The 18,465-nt window shown below is 32.8% G+C and carries 13 protein-coding genes; 6 read left to right on the top strand and 7 right to left on the bottom strand.

Annotation, left to right across the window (positions count from 1 at the left end):
• Positions 1–18 precede the first annotated feature (18 nt).
• The gene (locus tag O1U_RS03410; RefSeq protein ID WP_016504003.1) at positions 19–1,041 is read right to left on the bottom strand and encodes an efflux RND transporter periplasmic adaptor subunit; all 1,023 of its coding nucleotides are present in this window, start codon (positions 1,039–1,041) and stop codon (positions 19–21) included.
• Between the two features lie 324 nt (positions 1,042–1,365).
• Here O1U_RS03410 and gmhB point away from each other — a divergent pair, with 324 nt between their 5' ends.
• Positions 1,366–1,935 (top strand): D-glycero-beta-D-manno-heptose 1,7-bisphosphate 7-phosphatase, encoded by a 570-nt coding sequence (gmhB, locus tag O1U_RS03405; protein ID WP_016504002.1) that lies wholly within the window; start codon positions 1,366–1,368, stop codon positions 1,933–1,935.
• 50 nt (positions 1,936–1,985) lie between these two features.
• On the opposite strand, the gene thiI is transcribed toward gmhB, so the two are convergent.
• From thiI to pomA, 3 genes are all read right to left on the bottom strand, one after another.
• On the bottom strand, positions 1,986–3,434 hold the full coding sequence (thiI, locus tag O1U_RS03400; protein WP_016504001.1) for a tRNA uracil 4-sulfurtransferase ThiI: 1,449 nt from the start codon (positions 3,432–3,434) through the stop codon (positions 1,986–1,988).
• Positions 3,435–3,520: 86 nt separating this feature from the next.
• A complete protein-coding gene (locus O1U_RS03395) occupies positions 3,521–4,387 on the bottom strand; it encodes a flagellar motor protein MotB (protein WP_016504000.1) in 867 nt (288 codons plus the stop codon).
• The gene (pomA, locus tag O1U_RS03390) at positions 4,380–5,147 is read right to left on the bottom strand and encodes a flagellar motor protein PomA (RefSeq protein WP_016503999.1); all 768 of its coding nucleotides are present in this window, start codon (positions 5,145–5,147) and stop codon (positions 4,380–4,382) included. The genes O1U_RS03395 and pomA overlap by 8 nt, the downstream gene beginning before the upstream one ends.
• 267 nt (positions 5,148–5,414) lie before the next feature.
• Between pomA and O1U_RS03385 the strand changes: the two genes are divergently transcribed.
• The 4 genes from O1U_RS03385 (at position 5,415) to O1U_RS03370 (ending at position 10,356) form a co-directional block, all read left to right on the top strand.
• A complete protein-coding gene (locus O1U_RS03385) occupies positions 5,415–5,684 on the top strand; it encodes an exodeoxyribonuclease VII small subunit (RefSeq protein WP_016503998.1) in 270 nt (89 codons plus the stop codon).
• Positions 5,677–6,561, top strand: a complete 885-nt coding sequence (gene ispA, locus O1U_RS03380) for a (2E,6E)-farnesyl diphosphate synthase (protein WP_016503997.1) — start codon at positions 5,677–5,679, stop codon at positions 6,559–6,561. The genes O1U_RS03385 and ispA overlap by 8 nt, the downstream gene beginning before the upstream one ends.
• 23 nt (positions 6,562–6,584) lie before the next feature.
• Positions 6,585–8,450 (top strand): 1-deoxy-D-xylulose-5-phosphate synthase, encoded by a 1,866-nt coding sequence (gene dxs, locus O1U_RS03375; protein ID WP_016503996.1) that lies wholly within the window; start codon positions 6,585–6,587, stop codon positions 8,448–8,450.
• Between the two features lie 154 nt (positions 8,451–8,604).
• Positions 8,605–10,356, top strand: coding sequence for a proline--tRNA ligase (locus O1U_RS03370; protein ID WP_016503995.1), 1,752 nt, complete (start codon positions 8,605–8,607; stop codon positions 10,354–10,356).
• Positions 10,357–10,367: 11 nt separating this feature from the next.
• Here the strand turns inward: O1U_RS03370 and purL are convergent, their stop codons facing one another.
• Complete coding sequence (gene purL, locus O1U_RS03365) at positions 10,368–14,264, bottom strand: phosphoribosylformylglycinamidine synthase (RefSeq protein WP_016503994.1); 3,897 nt, start codon at positions 14,262–14,264, stop codon at positions 10,368–10,370.
• 167 nt (positions 14,265–14,431) lie between these two features.
• On the opposite strand from purL, the gene tadA reads away from it, so the two are divergent.
• The gene (tadA, locus tag O1U_RS03360) at positions 14,432–14,926 is read left to right on the top strand and encodes a tRNA adenosine(34) deaminase TadA (RefSeq protein WP_040356558.1); all 495 of its coding nucleotides are present in this window, start codon (positions 14,432–14,434) and stop codon (positions 14,924–14,926) included.
• A gap of 89 nt (positions 14,927–15,015) precedes the next feature.
• On the opposite strand, the gene dnaJ is transcribed toward tadA, so the two are convergent.
• Positions 15,016–16,152 (bottom strand): molecular chaperone DnaJ, encoded by a 1,137-nt coding sequence (dnaJ, locus tag O1U_RS03355; protein ID WP_016503992.1) that lies wholly within the window; start codon positions 16,150–16,152, stop codon positions 15,016–15,018.
• Positions 16,153–16,337: 185 nt separating this feature from the next.
• Complete coding sequence (dnaK, locus tag O1U_RS03350) at positions 16,338–18,260, bottom strand: molecular chaperone DnaK (RefSeq protein WP_016503991.1); 1,923 nt, start codon at positions 18,258–18,260, stop codon at positions 16,338–16,340.
• Between the last annotated feature and the right edge of the window lie 205 nt (positions 18,261–18,465).

The raw sequence follows: 18,465 nt of genomic DNA, 5'->3' as shown, positions 1-18,465 counted from the left end.
CTTTTTCTCTAGTACGTCTTAGTTAAGTTCATGAATGATCATTCCATCACGTACTTTAACAATACCTTGAACAATAATTTTTTGACCAATTTGCAAACCTTGTTTAATCAAAATTGAATTATTACCAACATGAGAACCTAAAACCACTTCTGTACGAATGGCCTTAGAATTTTTGTCAACTATATAAACAAAACGTTTAGTTCCTGAATATTCAATAGCTTCAACAGGAATAACCAATGCTTTTATTGGAGAGAAAAGCATATTAACTGACATTAACATACCAGGTTTTAGTTTCATAAAATTATTTTCAAAATGAATTCGAACTGTTAAAGTCAATGTATCTTTATCAATATGAGAATCGATGGCAGTTACTTTCCCAACAAACTGCTCGCTTTTCCAGGCGTTAGTATTTGCTATTACTTCCATACCAACATTAATCATAGATAAATAAATTTCTGGGACTTGTACATCAAGTTGCATTATTGAAAGATTATCTAAAGTAAATAATTTATCACCGACACGAACTAATTCACCTCGATTTAAATCTACCAAACCTATAGTTCCAGAAAAAGGAGCAATAATATGAAACTGCTTTAAAGAAACTTCATGGGCAGCTAAACGAGATTTAGCTATTTCAACATTAGCTTTCTGATAGTCTACTTTGGTTTTAGTTATTGCTCCTTTTTGTAAGAGCTGCTTGAACTCTTTAAGAATACGATTTTGATTCTTAAAATGAACTTTAGCCTCTCGTATCGATTCCTGAATTTTTGAATCATCTAACCGAAAGAGCAATTGCCCCTGCTTAACTACTTGATTTTCTTTAATTGCAATTTCATCGACTTTACCTGTGATTTCAGAAGATATCAAAACAGATTCATTAGATTTAAGTTTACCATATAAAGAAAGGGACTGAGGAATCTCATTAACTTGAACCTGTCCTGTAACCACTGTGATACGTTGAAAATCGTCAAGACTTTTTTTCGCATGAACAGTCAAAACTAAAATGTAGAAAACTAGAAATGTAATGATTTTTTTAATCATGGCAATTATCTACCATAGCGAATTCTATGAATCAAACAAGCTAAATTAAAATCAAAAAAAAGCATTAGTATTTATTATAGATAGGCAGTATACATACAATAGATTGCGACAAAAAAACAAATCCAGACCGATTAGTTCATCATTTTTTAGTCTACAATCAATGTAGTGATGTCTATCGAAATATTTTCACTACTTCATGTTATAGTAATGCATACTATAACAAAAAGCACAAGATTGACTTTGACTTTTATTAAAATTTTTAAATGCTTGAAATAAATCTCATGGATTTTAAAATTTTTAGTTGAAAATTTCATAGGAGGAGCTTTGTCTAAACCAGCGGTATTTTTAGATCGTGATGGTGTCCTTAACGTAGACTATGGATATGTATATAACAAATCCAATTTTGATTTTATTGATAATGTATTTGAGGCAACTAGACAATTGCAATGTATGGGCTACATACTTGTGTTAATTACTAACCAATCTGGTATTGCCCGCGGACTTTTTACTAAAAAAGATTTTTTATCACTAACTACTTGGATGTATAGAAGTTTCCTTAAACATAAGGTAGAGTTTACTGGAATTTATTATTGCCCACATCATCCAACATTGGGTCTCGGAAAATATTTAACACAATGTAATTGTAGAAAACCAAAACCTGGTATGCTTATAAAAGCTCGTGACTATCTAAATATTGATATGAAAAATTCAGTTATGGTGGGTGATAAGGTTGAAGATATGATAGCAGCAAACAGAGCTAATGTAGGAACAAAAATTCTAGTCCGTACAGGAAATCCATTGACTAAAAAAGGAGAAATACTATCTACCAAAGTACTAGATAGCATAAAAAACGTCCCTGAGTATTTGATAAGTAATAAAAAACAATCAACATAATTAGTTATATTGAAAATAATCTAGCATCTTTTGATTGAAAAAATATAAAATTAAGGACGATAAATTTTTACATTATTAAAGCCACAATTCTGTAAATTTATAGCTTGATATAAACTCATTATACCATGTTCGCAATAAAGTAAATACACCTTGTCTTGATCTAAATTTTTAAACTGATTTATTAAACGAAAAAATGGCATATGCCTTACTTCAACATTATCCATTACTAATGGCTTTTTGCTTTTATCATCAGGACTGCGAATATCTAATATAATTGAATCTATTTCAGCTACCTTAACTTGATTGATTCTTGGAAAAACTTGAAAGTTTTTTGATATAATATTACGTATGTTGGTAACCTGAACATCCAAGGTTACTTGTTCAAGAATCGAAAAATCAAATTTTGATTCTTCAATTTCTACCTTCTTTTTTATAGCTTTAACTGTAGGTTTTTTTGAAATAACTCCGCAAAACTCTGGAACAGATTTAGAAAAAACTTCAGTACCAATATCTCTTGCAAGCTTAATAATATCTTCTTTATCCCAATTGATAAGTGGACGAAGAATTAAAGTATCAGTCACACTATCAATACAACGTAAATTTGTTAAGGTTTGGCTAGATACTTGACCAAGAGATTCACCAGTTATCAATGCTTGAATTCCATATCGTTCTGCTAAGATAGCACCAGCACGAATAAACATTCGCTTCAAAATAACACTCATATAACTATTATCAATTTTTTTAAGAATTTCGGTTACTACAGGTACAAAATTTACTGAAAAAAAATTTACTTTAGCTGATGAACCATATTTTTTCCAAAGAAAATAAGAAATTTTTCTTACCATAATTTCATGAATAGAACCATCTAAGTTAAAAAAACAATAATGTGTTTTAGAACCACGTTTAATATGTAAGTAGCTAGATACAGCAGAATCAAAACCACCAGAAATAAGGCTAAGTACATCCTCTTGAGTACCTAAAGGAAAACCACCTAAACCTCGAATACGAGTAATAATTTGATTTAATTTATTATTAAAAATTTCAATACTTATCGTTAAATCTGGTTTAACTAACCTAACAGAAGCACTTTGAATTGATTCATTTAAAAAACAACCTATATAACGTTCTAATTCTACTGAAGTAAATTCATGTTTCCCATGACGTTTAACACGAACAGAAAAAGTTTTATTCTCCATATTTGAACGATGCAACTTTAATACTTGAGTAGAAATATCATGCATATCAGTAAAATATGATTGCTGAACTTGTAATATATGATGAATACCTGGTGTATTTTTTAGAATATTAAGTACTTCTTCAAAATCAAAATTGCTTTTTAACGTTACCTCTATATGATCTCGGCAATTGAAAACCTTAACATATTCTGTCTGACGCTGAACAATAATACGAATATTACAAGTTAAAATTTTTACAAATCGCTTACGAACCGAAGAACTCTTAACAAAAATTTCTGGATGAATCTTAACAATAAACTTCATTCTTTCATTTTAAAATAAAAAGGTTATATACAGAAAATAAAACTAAGGATACTACAATATTTTATACTATTTTAACAAGAACCTTATTAAGGAAACAATGAAATCTCTTCGCTATAGGTAGGTTCACCTTGAAGAATAGCAATTTCAACTCTCCTATTTCTTGCACGTTGCCACTCAGTATCGTTAGGACCTAAAGGATTAGTATCTGCCATTCCTACAACTCTAATCCTCTGGTGAGAAAAACCTGGTACTTTCTCCATATCATGAGCAACAGATACTGCACGTTGTGAAGATAGGTCCCAATTTGAACGATATAGTTCAGAATCTAAAGGCTGATTATCTGTGTGACCTGAAATACGTACAATTCCAGGAATATCTTTCACAAGATTAGCAATACGACGAATTAATGGTTTAAATTGAGGTTGTAAAAAAGCAGATTCTTCAGGAAAAACACCTTTTTCTTGAATTCGAATGACAATCTGTTGTCCTAAATTTTCAATCTCAATAATACTTTTTGAAAGCTCCATGCGTAATGCCATTTTTAGACTTTTTTCAATTTTTTTAGAAAAAATTTCAGACTGTCTATATTTATCTATAGATAGTTTAGATTTAATTCCATCATTTTTAGAATCAATCTCTTTATTACTAATATTGATAGCTTCTTGCATAATTGTCTCAATTGGTGTAGGATTCATTTGGCTAGGTAAAAAATCCTGGGCAATAATACTACTTCCTTTTGGAAGTAGCTCTAGATCTGTTCCTTTTTGTATCCCAAAAGCAAATTTCATTGAACCCGATATTTGCTTGAATTTTAAAACATCCATTTCAGAAAAAGATAATAGCAATACAAAAAAACACATGAGTAATGACATCAAATCAGCAAATGTAGCCATCCATAACGGTAACCCGGCAGAAGTGTTAGATTTTTTATTGTTATCTAGTTTGCTATTCATTATCTAAATCAAAAAATCGCTTGCTTTCATTCAGATAATTTTTTAAATAACTATCTATAACACGAGGATTGTGACCATCTTGAATAGCCAATACACCATCCATAACTAAACAACGATTTAATCTTCCTTGTTCGCGACGAAGAGAAAGTTTATCTGCAATTGGAAGAAAAACCATATTAGATAAAATAGCGCCATAAAGGGTAGTTAAAAGAGCTATTGCCATAGCAGGACCAATAGCCTTTGGATCATCCATATTTGAAAGCATGGCAACTAAACCAACTAAAGTACCAATCATTCCCATAGCGGGTGCAACATCACCAAAAGCACGAAATACAGCTGAACCTTTCTCATGACGTTCATCAGTTAAAGCAATGTCCTTCTTTAAGGTTAATTTAACCACATCAGAATCATAACCATCAACCAATAAATCGATGCCTTTTTTCATAAAACTATCCTTGATTTCAATACTTTCTAATGCTAGAAAACCACCTCTACGTGCTGCATTTGCCATTTCTACTATTTTAACAATTAAATCTTCTGGTTCATCTAGCTTAAATATGAATGCTTTTACCAGCAATTTTTTAGCTGCAGCTAAAAATTGTCTTATAGTAAATTTCATTAATACAACAAAAGTTGAACCAACCATAACAATTAAAATCGACGTAACATCAAGAAACATCATAATACTGCCACCAAGAATCATCGCGATTACAACGGAAGCAATAGAACCAACGAGCCCTATTAACGTCGCTAAATCCACAAAACACCTCTTGCTAAAAAAACTTAAATATACATAAAAATTAACTAAAAATTTATTTATTTATAAAAACTTTAGTTAAACTGATTTTTTTCTATATTAAGAAAAGACAATTTTTATAACTTATTTTAAACTTCATAATTATTCTATTCAATCTTAGATAGTAATATCATAATGTGAAATTAACTAAGAAAATTTATTTAAGTTAAATTTGACCAAAACAAATCCCTAAGGTAACTTTTACCTACTTAGATTAAATATATGTGAATTATGACAAATACAATACGAGAAAACATGTCTTTTGAAGAAATGATTGAAGAACTCAACATTTTAGTAAGCCAACTTGAAGATGGTAATCTAACCCTAGATGAAGCCTTAAAAAAATTTGAAAATGGAATTTCTTTAATACGTGCAAGTCAAAAAAAACTAGCTAATGCAGAACAACGTATCAATATCTTACTAAAAAATGATGATTTAAAATTAAGTAAATTTGATGTTTGCTTAGAAAAATCTTCAGATAGTGAACTTAATCATGATTAAGGCATTAAAATTTTATCAAAAACGAAATCATTCTCAACTTAATGTATGGTTGCAAAACTACATATCTCATAAACATCAAACTTTGACTGATGCGATGAATTATGGATTAATGGGTGGAAAATGCATTCGACCAATCTTAGTTTATATTACTGGTAAAGTTTTAAACTGCTCTTTGGAACAGTTAGATACTCCAGCATCGGCAATAGAATGTATACACGCTTATTCTTTAATTCATGATGACCTTCCTTCAATGGATAATGACAAACTACGCCGTGGACAACCAACTTGTCATATTAGGTTTAATGAAGCTATGGCAATACTAACTGGTGATGCTTTGCATACCTTAGCTTTCACTATTCTTTCAGAAGGAAAACTTTCAAAAAAAGCTGAATCTAATCGAATCACAATGATTCAAATACTTGCTCGAGCATCTGGAGCGTATGGAATGTGCATGGGACAATTTCTCGATCTGGAAGCTGCAGAACAAATGTTATCTTTAAAGGAATTAGAAAACATTCATCGAAACAAAACAGGTGCACTTATTAAATGCGCGATTCAATTAGGTGCTTTATCTGCTGGAGATAAAGGCATTAGCATCATGCCTCAACTTAATAAATATGCTGATGCAATTGGCCTTGCTTTTCAAATACAAGATGATATTTTAGATATTACTAGCAATACAGAAATCTTAGGGAAACCACAAGGTTCTGATCAGGAACGAAAAAAAAGCACCTACCCTGCATTACTTGGTCTCAATGGTGCTATTAATAAATCTAAAACTCTATTAAATGAAGCAATCCAAGCTCTACAAACCATTCCATATAATACAAAACCACTTGAAGAATTTGCAAAATACCTTGTTAAACGAAAAAATTAATTAATCAGAACAAGCTCACACATATGACTCTCGATATTTCTAAATATCCAATATTATCTCTAGCAAATACACCCAGAGAATTACGTAGCCTAAAAAAGGAACTGCTACCGCAATTATGCGATGAATTGCGTATATATCTATTGAATTCAGTAAGTCAATCTAGTGGTCATTTAGCGTCTGGTTTAGGTACAGTAGAACTAACAGTTGCATTACATTATATATATGAAACTCCATTTGATCGACTTATTTGGGACATAGGACACCAAGCTTACCCTCATAAAATTTTAACTAACCGTCGACATCAAATGGCAACTATTCGAAAAAAAAATGGACTTCACCCTTTTCCATGGAGGGAAGAAAGCGAATATGATACACTATCCGTTGGACATTCTTCAACTTCAATTAGTGCTGCACTTGGCATGGCAATTACTCTAGATAAAGAGGGAAAAGATCGAAAAGTAGTAAGCGTAATTGGTGATGGATCGATCACAGCTGGAATTGCGTTTGAAGCAATGAATCACGCAGGTGATGTTCATCCAAATATGCTAATAATACTAAATGATAATGAGATGTCCATATCAAAAAATGTTGGGGGATTAAATAAATATTTAACACAATTACTTTCAGGAAATTTATATACCTCTATTAAAGAGGGAGGGAAAAAAGTATTATCTGGAATTCCACCAATCAAAGAATTAGCTAGACGAACTGAAGAACATATAAAAGGTATGATCATACCAGGGACTTTATTCGAAGAATTAGGATTTAACTATATTGGACCTATAGATGGTCATAACATTAGTGAACTTGTTAAAACAATTAAAAAAATGCGTGATCTAAAAGGTCCTCAATTTCTGCATGTTATAACTAAAAAAGGTAAAGGATACAAACCAGCTGAAAAAGATCCTATCAGTTATCATGGCGTACCTAAATTTGATCTTAGCCAAACTACTTTGCCTGAAAATGTTAGTAAAAAACAAACTTTCTCAGAAATTTTTGGGGATTTTCTATGTGATATGGCGACATTAGATCCTAAATTAATGGCAATTACTCCAGCTATGTGTGAAGGATCTGGAATGGTGCGTTTTTCAAAAGAATTTCCACAACGATACTTTGACGTTGCTATTGCAGAACAACATGCAATTACCCTTGCAACTGGAATGGCAATTGCTGGTGATAGACCTATTGTATCTATTTATTCTACTTTTTTACAACGTGGATATGATCAATTAATTCATGATGTTGCAATTATGAACCTTCCTATTATGTTTGCCATAGATCGATCAGGATTGGTTGGATCAGATGGAGAAACACATCAAGGCGCATTTGATTTAAGTTTTATACGTTGTATTCCAAATATGACAATTATGGCACCAAGCGATGAAAATGAATGTCGTCATATGCTATATACTGCTTATAAACATAATGCTCCAAGTGCAGTCCGATACCCTCGTGGTTATGGCATGGGAACTCAAATTCAAATAAAATTTAGCGCGTTTGAAATTGGAAAAGGTCGTATTATTCGTAAAGGAAATAAAATAGCTGTTTTAAATTTTGGAACTTTGTTGAAAAATGTTCTTAAAGTAGCAGATAAACTTAATACTACAGTTGCTGATATGCGTTTCATTAAACCTCTTGATGAAAAACTTATTGTACACCTTATAGAAAACCATGATATGCTTGTCACCATAGAAGATAATGTAATTGCAGGTGGTGCTGGTTCTGCGGTAGTCGAATATATGATGAAAGAAAAACTTATCAAGCCAGTTTTAAATCTAGGCTTGCCAGATAGGTTTATTGCTCAAGGAACACAAGAAGAACTACATCAAGAACTAGATCTGGATCCAGATGGTATTGAAAAAGCAATTAGAGATTATTTAGTTAAATAGTATATAGATATTTTATATCAGGACAAATTTCATCAATTGAAAGTTTTTTAAAAGCTATCCTTACTTATTATTCATTTAATTCAATAAGATAAACAAACTTAACTAAATCAGTTTACTTATGATATCATAATCAATAACCTAAAAAGGAGCATAAATGCGTGTCACTAAATACCTTCTCTCTACTTTAAAAGAGACTCCAAGTGAAGCAGAAGCTATTAGTCATAAATTAATGCTACGTTCAGGTATGATTCGTCAACTAGCGTCAGGTCTATATACTTGGTTACCTACAGGCCTTCGCGTTTTAAGAAAAGTTGAAAAGATTGTACGTGAAGAGATGAATCATATAGGAGCTATAGAGATTTTAATGCCAATCATGCAGCCTTCTGTGCTCTGGAAAGAAACAGGAAGATATAATGAATTTGGGTCTGAGTTACTTAAAATTTCAGATCGTCATAATCGATCATTCGTACTGGGTCCTACCCATGAAGAAATAATTACAGATATAGTTCGCAACAATATAAAATCTTATAAACAACTTCCATTAAACTTATATCAAATTCAAACAAAATTTCGTGATGAAATTCGCCCGCGTTTTGGTGTTATTCGTGCTCGAGAATTTACTATGAAAGATGCGTATTCTTTTCATCTAAATAAAAAAAGTCTAAATAAAACATATGAAACGATACATCAAACATACTGCAGAATTTTCAACCGTATAGGATTACGTTTTCTTTCAGTCGAAGCAGATACAGGTTCTATCGGTGGTGATAAATCTCATGAATTCCATGCTTTAACGGATATTGGTGAAGATTTGATATCGTTCTCATCTAATTCTAATTATACATCAAATATTGAAAAAGCTTCAGCTTTTTCTCCTATTCTTAGAATGCCTAATGCAACTAAAAAAATGGAATTAGTGAACATAGAAAATATTAACACAATCGAAGAATTAGCAAAACAGCATAAACTTTCAATTGAAAGTTTTGTTAAAATTATATTTGTTAAGGCATCTAATCATGTTGATAGTTCAATTATTGGACTACTTATAAAAGCAACTCATGAATTAAATAAAACTAAAGTAGAAAAGTTAACTGAAATTGCCTTTCCATTACAAATGGCAACTGAAAAAGAAATTTATCAATTAATTGGTGCTCACCCTACTTCATCAGGTCCAGTTAATCTTAAATTGCCATTTATTGTTGATCGTTCTGTTGCATCTATGAGTAATTTCCATGCAGGTGCTAATATCGATGGAAAATACTATTTCTATATTAATTGGCATCGTGATGTAAAACTCCCAAAAGTACGGGATCTTAGAAATGTAGTAGAAAACGATCCTAGTCCATGTGGTCAAGGGAAAGTAATAATTAAACGTGGCATTGAAGTAGGACATATTTTTCAACTTGGTCATAAATATTCAAAATCAATGAATGCTTATCTTCTTGGTTCTGATAGTAAGAAACATATTATAGAAATGGGATGTTACGGTATTGGTTGTAGCCGTGTAGTTTCAGCTATAATTGAGCAAAATAATGATAAATACGGAATTATTTGGCCAGCAGCAATAGCGCCTTTTCAAGTTGCAATTATTCCAATAAACATGCGTGTATTTACACGTGTTAAAATAGAAGCTGAAAAACTGTATATTGCGTTAACTTCTATAAACATTGATGTATTATTTGATGATCGTCTAGACAGAATAGGTATAATGTTATCTGATATTGAACTTATAGGTATCCCACATATTATTCTAATTAGTGATGATGGAATAAAAGAAGGAAAGTTTGAATATAAAAATCGTAAATTAGGTAAAAAAATAATAATAAGCATGGATACTATTATTGAACATATAAAAACACAAATCTTTACAGACAAAAAAACTAAACTTATCCTTTTAAGACTATAACTTACTAGTTACTAGTTAAGATTTTTTCTTGCATTTTGAAACATACGCATCCAAGCACCATTTTCTCCCCAATCTTCTGGAGCCCAAGAATTCGAAATAGTTCGGAAAACTCGTTCAGGATGAGGCATCATAATCGTCACACAACCATTTTTAGTTGTGAGCCCCGCTATAGCATTAGGAGAACCATTAGGATTACTAGGGTATTTTTGTGTATGTTGACCATAATTATCTACGTAACGCAATGATATAGTACCTGAATCTTCAATTGCCAACAAATGTGCTTCATCACGAACTTCCACACAACCTTCAGCATGTGAAACTACAATTGGGATTTGAGATTCTTCCATACCACTTAAAAAAATTGAAGGTGACTTTTGCACTTCTACTAAACTAAATCTAGCTTCAAAAGATTCAGATTTATTTCGTATAAAACGAGGCCAATGTTCAGAACCTGGAATCAGGTCACTTAAATGTGATAACATTTGACAACCATTACAGATACCTAAAGAAAAAGTATTACGTCTAAAAAAATCTTCGAATTGAGCACTAAGTTTCTCATTCAATAAAATTGACTTTGCCCACCCTCCACCAGCACCTAATACATCACCATAAGAAAAACCTCCACAAACTGCTAAACCATCGTAACCTACAAGAAATTTTTGATTCATTTCAATATCACTCATGTGAAAATCAACAGAATCAAAACCTGCACGATTAAAAGCAGCTGCCATTTCAATATGAGAATTAATACCTTGCTCACGCAAAATTGCTACTTTAGGTTTAGTACTAGTATTAATCATAAAAGGAGCAGAAATATTTTCATTAATATCAAAACTTAATTTTACGTTCAAACCAGGATCTAACACATCCTTTTTAATATCATGCTCTTGGTCTGCACAAGCTGGATTATCTCTTAAAGATTGCATTTGATATGTTGTTTCTGCCCAAATTAAACGTAGTTCAGTTCGAGTTCTATCAAGAACTATATGCTCACCAGAAGTAATTAAAAAAGTATCTTTATCTTCAACAGTACCAATAACATGAGAGCACTGAGCTAATCCGTTACTTGCTAAAACATCGAAAACATTATCTAGCTCAGTATTCTTAATTTGAATTACAGCACCTAGTTCTTCATTAAATAATACAGATAAGTTACATTTGCCCAATGGCTTAATATCTATTTTTACACCGCAATGACCAGCGAATATCATTTCAGCTAAAGTAACTAATAAACCTCCATCACTCTTATCATGATAAGCAATAATCTTATTATTTTGTATTAGAGTTTGAATGCTTTGATAAAATCCATTTAAATACGCTGGATTATCTAAATCAGCAGCTTGATCACCTAACTGTTTATATACCTGAGTCAATGCTGTTGCACCTAAACGATTTTTACCATTACCAAGATCAACCAGAATAAGAGAAGTATCACCTTTGTCTATCCTTAATTGAGGAGTAATAGTTTTACGCACATCTTCAACACGTGCAAACGCTGTGATAATTAATGAAAAGGGAGAAGTAATTTCTTTATATTTACCATTCTCTTTCCATGTTGTTTTCATGGACATTGAATCTTTACCGACTGGAATAGTCAAACCAAGGAATGGACAAAGTTCTTCCGCTACTGCTTGAACGGCTCTATAAAGACCTACATCTTCACCAGGATGTCCTGATGAGGACATCCAATTAGCAGATAATTTAATCCGTTTAATATCACCAATATTTGTAGCCGCAATATTAGTAATTGACTCTCCTACTGCTAAACGAGCTGAAGCGACAAAATTTAATAAAGCACTAGGTGTACGCTCACCTATAGATACTGCTTCACCATAATAAGAGTCATAACTAGCAGCAGTTACTGCACAATTAGACACTGGAATTTGCCAAGGCCCTACCATTTGATCACGTACTACAAGTCCACTAACTGAACGATCAGCAATCATAATTAGGAAAGTCTTTTCTGCAACAGCAGGAAGGCGTAAAACTCGATCTAACGCTTCATTAATTTCAATTCCTTTCAAATTAATAGTAGTGTTCTTTACATTTAACACTTCTGCATAATAATGTTTCTTTGGAATTTTAGAAAAAATAACATCCATGGGTATATTAATAGGAGTATTATTAAAATATGAATCCTTTAATTCTAATACGCGCTTTTCAGTTGCGGTACCAATTACCGCGTACGGTGTGCGTTCTCGATTACAAATAGTCTCAAATAGAGGCATTTTATCAGGAGAAACAGCTATTACATAACGCTCTTGAGATTCATTACACCAAATTTCAAGCGGACTCATGCTTGGCTCATCATTTGGTATATTGCGTAATTGAAAAATACCTCCTCTTTTACTGTTATCCAGTAATTCTGGTAATGCAGTAGATAATCCACCTGCACCAATATCATGAATTGATTCAATTGGATTCATATCACCTAATTGCCAGCAAGAATTAATGACCTCCTGACAACGTCTTTCCATTTCTGGATTTTCACGTTGTACAGAAGAAAAATCTAGTTCTCCAGTTAATTGACCATATTCTAAAGAAGAGGATGAACTACCACCAAGTCCAATATTCATAGCGGGACCCCCAAAAAGAATTATATTAGCCCCTATTGAAATTTCTTTCTTTATTACATGCTCATCACGAATATTACCTATACCACCGACAATTATTATTGGTTTATGGTAACCACGAATCTCTTCACCAGCATGAGAATTTACTTTTTCTTCATAGGTGCGAAAATAACCAAGCAAACTAGGACGACCAAATTCATTATTAAACGCTGCACTACCAAGTGGTGCTTCCAACATGATATCAAGAGCAGAAACAATACAACCAGGCTTGCCAAAATCACTTTCCCATGGTTGATGAAAATTAGGGATTCGTAAATTTGAAGTTGTAAAACCAACTAAACCAGCTTTTGGTTGAGCACCAATGCCTGTTGCCCCTTCATCACGAATTTCACCTCCAGAACCTGTAGCAGCTCCTGGCCAAGGAGAAATAGCTGTTGGATGATTATGTGTTTCAACCTTCATTAGAATATGAACTTTTTCTTGATTATAACCATAATGGTGAGTTCTTACATATGGAAAAAAACGTCCAACTTCTGAACCTTCCATCACTGCAGAATTATCTTCGTAAGCAGACAATATATAATCAGGAGTCATTTTAAAAGTATTTTGAATCATTTGAAAAGGTGTTTTTTCTTGCCTTATACCATCAATAATCCAAGTAGAATTAAAAATCTTATGGCGACAATGTTCTGAGTTAACCTGAGCAAACATCATTAATTCAATATCTGTTGGATTTCGTTTTAACTTATTAATAAAAACCTCTAGCAAATAATCTATTTCTAAATTAGAAAGAGCAAGACCTAGGGTAGAATTTAATTTTTCAATTTCAAAACGACCATTACTAAATATGTCTACACTTATGATAGGTGATGGGTTTAATATTTTAAATAATGCGCTAGCTGATTTAAAATTATGGAATACAGATTCCATCATAGGATCATGTAAAATTCCTACTAATGTTGACATTTGTACCTTAGTAAACTTTGAGGAACTTTTCAAATAATAAGCTATACCTCGCTCTAAACGTAAGATCTTACTCAACCCACAATTTTTAGCAATATCTGTCGATTTAGATGACCAAGATGAAATAGTTCCTAGCCTAGGAGTAACAAGAATCAGGAACCCATTGGGTGATTCTTGACGAACATTAGAGCCATACTTCAATAATTTCTTTAATTTTTCAATTTCATCACTATTTAAATCTGAAACTAAATTAACGAAATGAACAAATTCAGCATAGATATCACTCACTGGTACATTTGATACATGACAAAGTTTCATAATTTTACTAATACGAAACTTAGAAAATACTGAGGAACCACGAAAAATTCTCATATAATTAGGTCTCTTATTTTTTTAGTGATAAAACATGTTTGTTCCTACTTATATAAATCTATATTACTGTTTTTTTAGATTGTAATAAATTTTAAAATGCTTAATTTTAGAATAAAATTTACTATTTTATTTACTAATGTTAACTGCGTTAATTAGGAAAACATATTTTGTCTAATTTTATATTCACTCAGCAAGATAAATATTTCATGTATCGAGCAATAAAACTTGCTTCTTTTGCAGAAAAAAAAGGAGAAGTTCCTGTTGGTGCACTGCTGATAAAAAATCAAAGAGTAATAGCAGAAGGATGGAATCAGTCTATTAATAAAAACGATCCTACAGCGCATGCAGAAATAGAAACACTTCGTAAAGCTGGTAAATTACTAAAAAATCATCGATTAATTAATACTACCTTATATGTAACACTAGAACCTTGTCCAATGTGTGTAGGAGCTTTACTACAAGGACGAGTACGACGTGTAGTATTTGGAACTCCAGCTCTAAAAACTGGAGCTGCAGGTACAGTGCTTAATTTATTTAAAGACCATTCTGCATACCACTATACTGACGTAGAATATGGTCTTCTTAAAGAAGAATGTCATATCCAGTTAAAAAACTTTTTTAAACAACGCAGAAAAAAAATAAAGAAAGCCATAGCATTATAACGGGACACAAAATTGTATCATCTAAAAAATGAAACTATAAAAGCAACATTGTGTTAATCCTTACCGTAATTATAATATTACGGTAAATTTTAACTAGTTAAATCATCAAAGAACTTTTTTACCCCATTAAAAAACCCTTCAGATTTTGGTTTATGCTTAGCTTTACCAGCACAAGACTCTTCAAACTCACGCAATAATGATTTTTGTCGAGCACTTAATTTAACTGGCGTTTCAACTACTAGTTTAACAATTAAATCACCAACAGCGCCACTACGAACACTTTTTACACCTTTAGCTCGCATTCGAAACATTCGCCCAGTTTGGGTCTCTGACAAAACTTTAAGATTTACACGTCTATCAAGAGTTGGCACCTCTACCTCGCCACCTAATGCTGCCATAGTAAAACTGACGGGAACCTCACAGTAAAGGTTATTACCATCACGTTTAAAAATATGGTGCTCTTTTACATGAATTTGAACATACAAATCACCTGCTTGTGCTCCTCTCTCACCAGCTTCACCTTCTCCAGATAAACGTACTCGGTCACCAGTATCCACACCAACAGGAATTTTAATATTGAGAATTTTACTCTTTTGTATTCTACCTTGACCGTGACAAATATTACATGGATCTTGAATTATCTTACCTTGACCATGACATGTAGGACAAGTTTGTTGTACAGCAAAGAATCCCTGACGCATTTGAATTTGACCATGTCCATGACAAGTTGAACAATTTTTTGGAGATGAACCGTTTTTAGCACCAGTACCCCGACATGAATCACACTGAACTAGTGTTGGAACCTCTATTTCTTTTGATACCCCACGAACTGCTTCCTCTAAAGATAACTCTATATTATAACGTAAGTCAGCTCCACGATGCTGAGAATGAGCTTGTCCAGTCCGACGTCCTCCACCAAAAATATCACCAAATACATCACCAAAAATATCACCAAAATCACCTTGATTGCTACTATTAAAACCGGTACCCATTCCTCCTTGATCAAAAGCAGAATGACCATATTGGTCATACGACATTTTTTTTTGCGGATCTAGCAAAACTTCATACGCCTCTTTAATTTCTTTAAATTTATCTGCAGCATACTTATCCCCTTGGTTACGGTCAGGATGAAATTTCATTGCTAATCGTTTATAGGCTTTTTTAATATCACGTTCAGATGCATCACGAGTAATACCTAATACTTCATAAAAATCACGTTTTGACATACTATTTGTCACCAATTCCCCGCTAATATAACGACATTATGCATGTCGTTAATTATTTATCTCCAATAAAAAATCGCCTTGTAAAATAGAATATAATAAGAGCATACGGGCGAATGAGTTATTTCAAACGCCCGCATCAAACAAAAATCTGATATATACACGGAGGGGAAAAATGTTTTAATAGTTTACTTTTTTCCGTCTTCTACTTCTTCAAACTCTGCATCTACAACATTATCTTCTTTAGAAGAAGAATTTTTTCCGCTATCAGTTTTAGAACTTTTGCTTGTTTGCTTAGCTTGTTTTTGAGAAACTTCCATTAGTTTTTTTGAAGCTATCATTAAGGCTTGAACCTTAGCATTTATAGCTTCCTTATTACTAGTTTTTTTTGCATCTTCTAATTCTTTAATCGATGCATTAATTTTTTCTTTTTCATCAGAAGAAAGAGCTTCACTAACTTCTTCCATTTGTTTTTGAGTACTATGAATAATTTGATCTGCATGGTTACGTGCAGTTGCTAATTCTTCAAACTTTTTATCAGCTTCTTTATTAATTTCAGCTTCTTGGACCATTTTCTTAATTTCTTCTTCACCTAAACCACCTGATGCCTGAATAGTAATTTTCTGTTCCTTACCAGTTTGCTTATCTTTTGCAGACACGTGTAAAATACCATCAGCATCTAAATCAAAAGTTACTTCAATCTGTGGCATTCCACGAGGTGCTGGCTGAATGCCCTCTAAATTAAATTGACCTAACGACTTATTATAAGTTGCTTGTTTACGTTCACCTTGAAGAACATGAATAGTCACTGCACTTTGATTATCTTCTGCCGTTGAAAAAACTTGATTAGCCTTAGTGGGGATAGTCGTGTTTTTTTCAACTAGCTTAGTCATTATGCCTCCCATAGTCTCAATACCTAGTGATAAAGGCGTCACATCTAATAAAAGCACATCCTTTACATCACCAGCTAATACCCCTCCTTGAACTGCAGCTCCCATAGCTACTGCTTCATCAGGATTTACATCTCTTCTTGCTTCTTTACCAAAAAATTCAGCTACTTTAGTCTGAACCATCGGCATGCGAGTTTGACCCCCAACAAGAATAATATCATTAATATCACTTACAGAAAGATTTGCATCTGATAAAGCAACTGTTAATGGCTCAAGAGATCGCTGAACTAAGTCCTCTACTAAGGACTCTAGCTTCGCTCGAGTTACCTTAACATTCATATGCTTAGGACCAGTGGAATCGGCAGTAATATAAGGTAAATTAACATCAGTTTGTTGTGCAGAAGACAATTCAATTTTCGCTTTCTCTGCTGATTCTTTTACACGTTGCATAGCAAGAGGGTCATTCTTAAGATCCAATCCTTGCTCTTTTTTAAACTCTTTAACTAAATAGTTAATCAAACGATTATCAAAATCTTCACCACCAAGATGAGTATCACCATTAGTTGCTAGAACTTCAAAAGTTTGCTCACCTTCAACATCATCAATTTCTATAATAGAAATATCAAACGTACCACCACCAAGATCATATACAGCAATAGTACGATCGCCAGCTTTTTTATCTAAACCATATGCTAAAGCTGCAGCTGTTGGCTCATTGATAATGCGCTTAACTTCAAGACCTGCAATTCGTCCAGCATCTTTAGTTGCTTGACGTTGAGCATCATTAAAATAAGCAGGAACTGTGATAACTGCACCGTCTATTTCTTCACCCAAAAAATCTTCAGCAGTTTTTTTCATTTTTTTTAGCACCTCAGCAGATACCTGAGGAGCAGCCATCTTTTTACCTCGAGCTTCAACCCAAGCATCTCCATTATCTGCCTTTACGATATTAAAAGGCATAATGCCAATATCACGTTGTACCTCTTTATCTTCAAAACGACGACCGATTAAACGCTTAATTGCAAAAAGCGTATTTGTAGGATTTGTAACTGCTTGACGCTTCGCTGGCTGGCCAACTAAGGTTTCGCCATCTGTATATGCAATTACCGATGCTGTTGTACGCTCACCCTCAGCATTTTCTATGACGCGCGATTTGTTACCATCTAGAACAGCAACACAAGAATTAGTAGTACCCAAATCAATACCAATGATTTTGCCCATCAGGCTATCTCCGAATAAATTTTTATCTTCACCCTTTTCCCATATCCTTTTCCCATACATAGGTACGAGGGAAAAAAGCAATCTGGTAACCCTTAATTTTCAAACAATAACAATCATGTTTGCTTCCATATGGACCATAGATAAGGGCGCATTGAGACTTTTCAAGGGGGAATATTAAAAAAAACCATTTTATAATATCATTATG

It is taken from the genome of Candidatus Photodesmus katoptron Akat1 (genome assembly GCF_000478685.1).
GTDB classification, from domain to species: Bacteria; Pseudomonadota; Gammaproteobacteria; order Enterobacterales; family Vibrionaceae; genus Vibrio; species Vibrio anomalopis.
Note: the sequence above shows the minus strand (reverse complement) of the source record. Positions and strands in the feature narration are given on the sequence as shown.

Coding starts and splice junctions, on each gene's coding strand:
- ispA (WP_016503997.1), top strand. CDS start 5,677: ATGATTAAGGCATTAAAATTTTATCAAAAACGAAATCATTCTCAACTT.
- thiI (WP_016504001.1), bottom strand. CDS start 3,434: ATGAAGTTTATTGTTAAGATTCATCCAGAAATTTTTGTTAAGAGTTCT.
- dnaJ (WP_016503992.1), bottom strand. CDS start 16,152: ATGTCAAAACGTGATTTTTATGAAGTATTAGGTATTACTCGTGATGCA.
- purL (WP_016503994.1), bottom strand. CDS start 14,264: ATGAGAATTTTTCGTGGTTCCTCAGTATTTTCTAAGTTTCGTATTAGT.
- O1U_RS03410 (WP_016504003.1), bottom strand. CDS start 1,041: ATGATTAAAAAAATCATTACATTTCTAGTTTTCTACATTTTAGTTTTG.
- O1U_RS03385 (WP_016503998.1), top strand. CDS start 5,415: ATGACAAATACAATACGAGAAAACATGTCTTTTGAAGAAATGATTGAA.
- dnaK (WP_016503991.1), bottom strand. CDS start 18,260: ATGGGCAAAATCATTGGTATTGATTTGGGTACTACTAATTCTTGTGTT.
- dxs (WP_016503996.1), top strand. CDS start 6,585: ATGACTCTCGATATTTCTAAATATCCAATATTATCTCTAGCAAATACA.
- O1U_RS03370 (WP_016503995.1), top strand. CDS start 8,605: ATGCGTGTCACTAAATACCTTCTCTCTACTTTAAAAGAGACTCCAAGT.
- O1U_RS03395 (WP_016504000.1), bottom strand. CDS start 4,387: ATGAATAGCAAACTAGATAACAATAAAAAATCTAACACTTCTGCCGGG.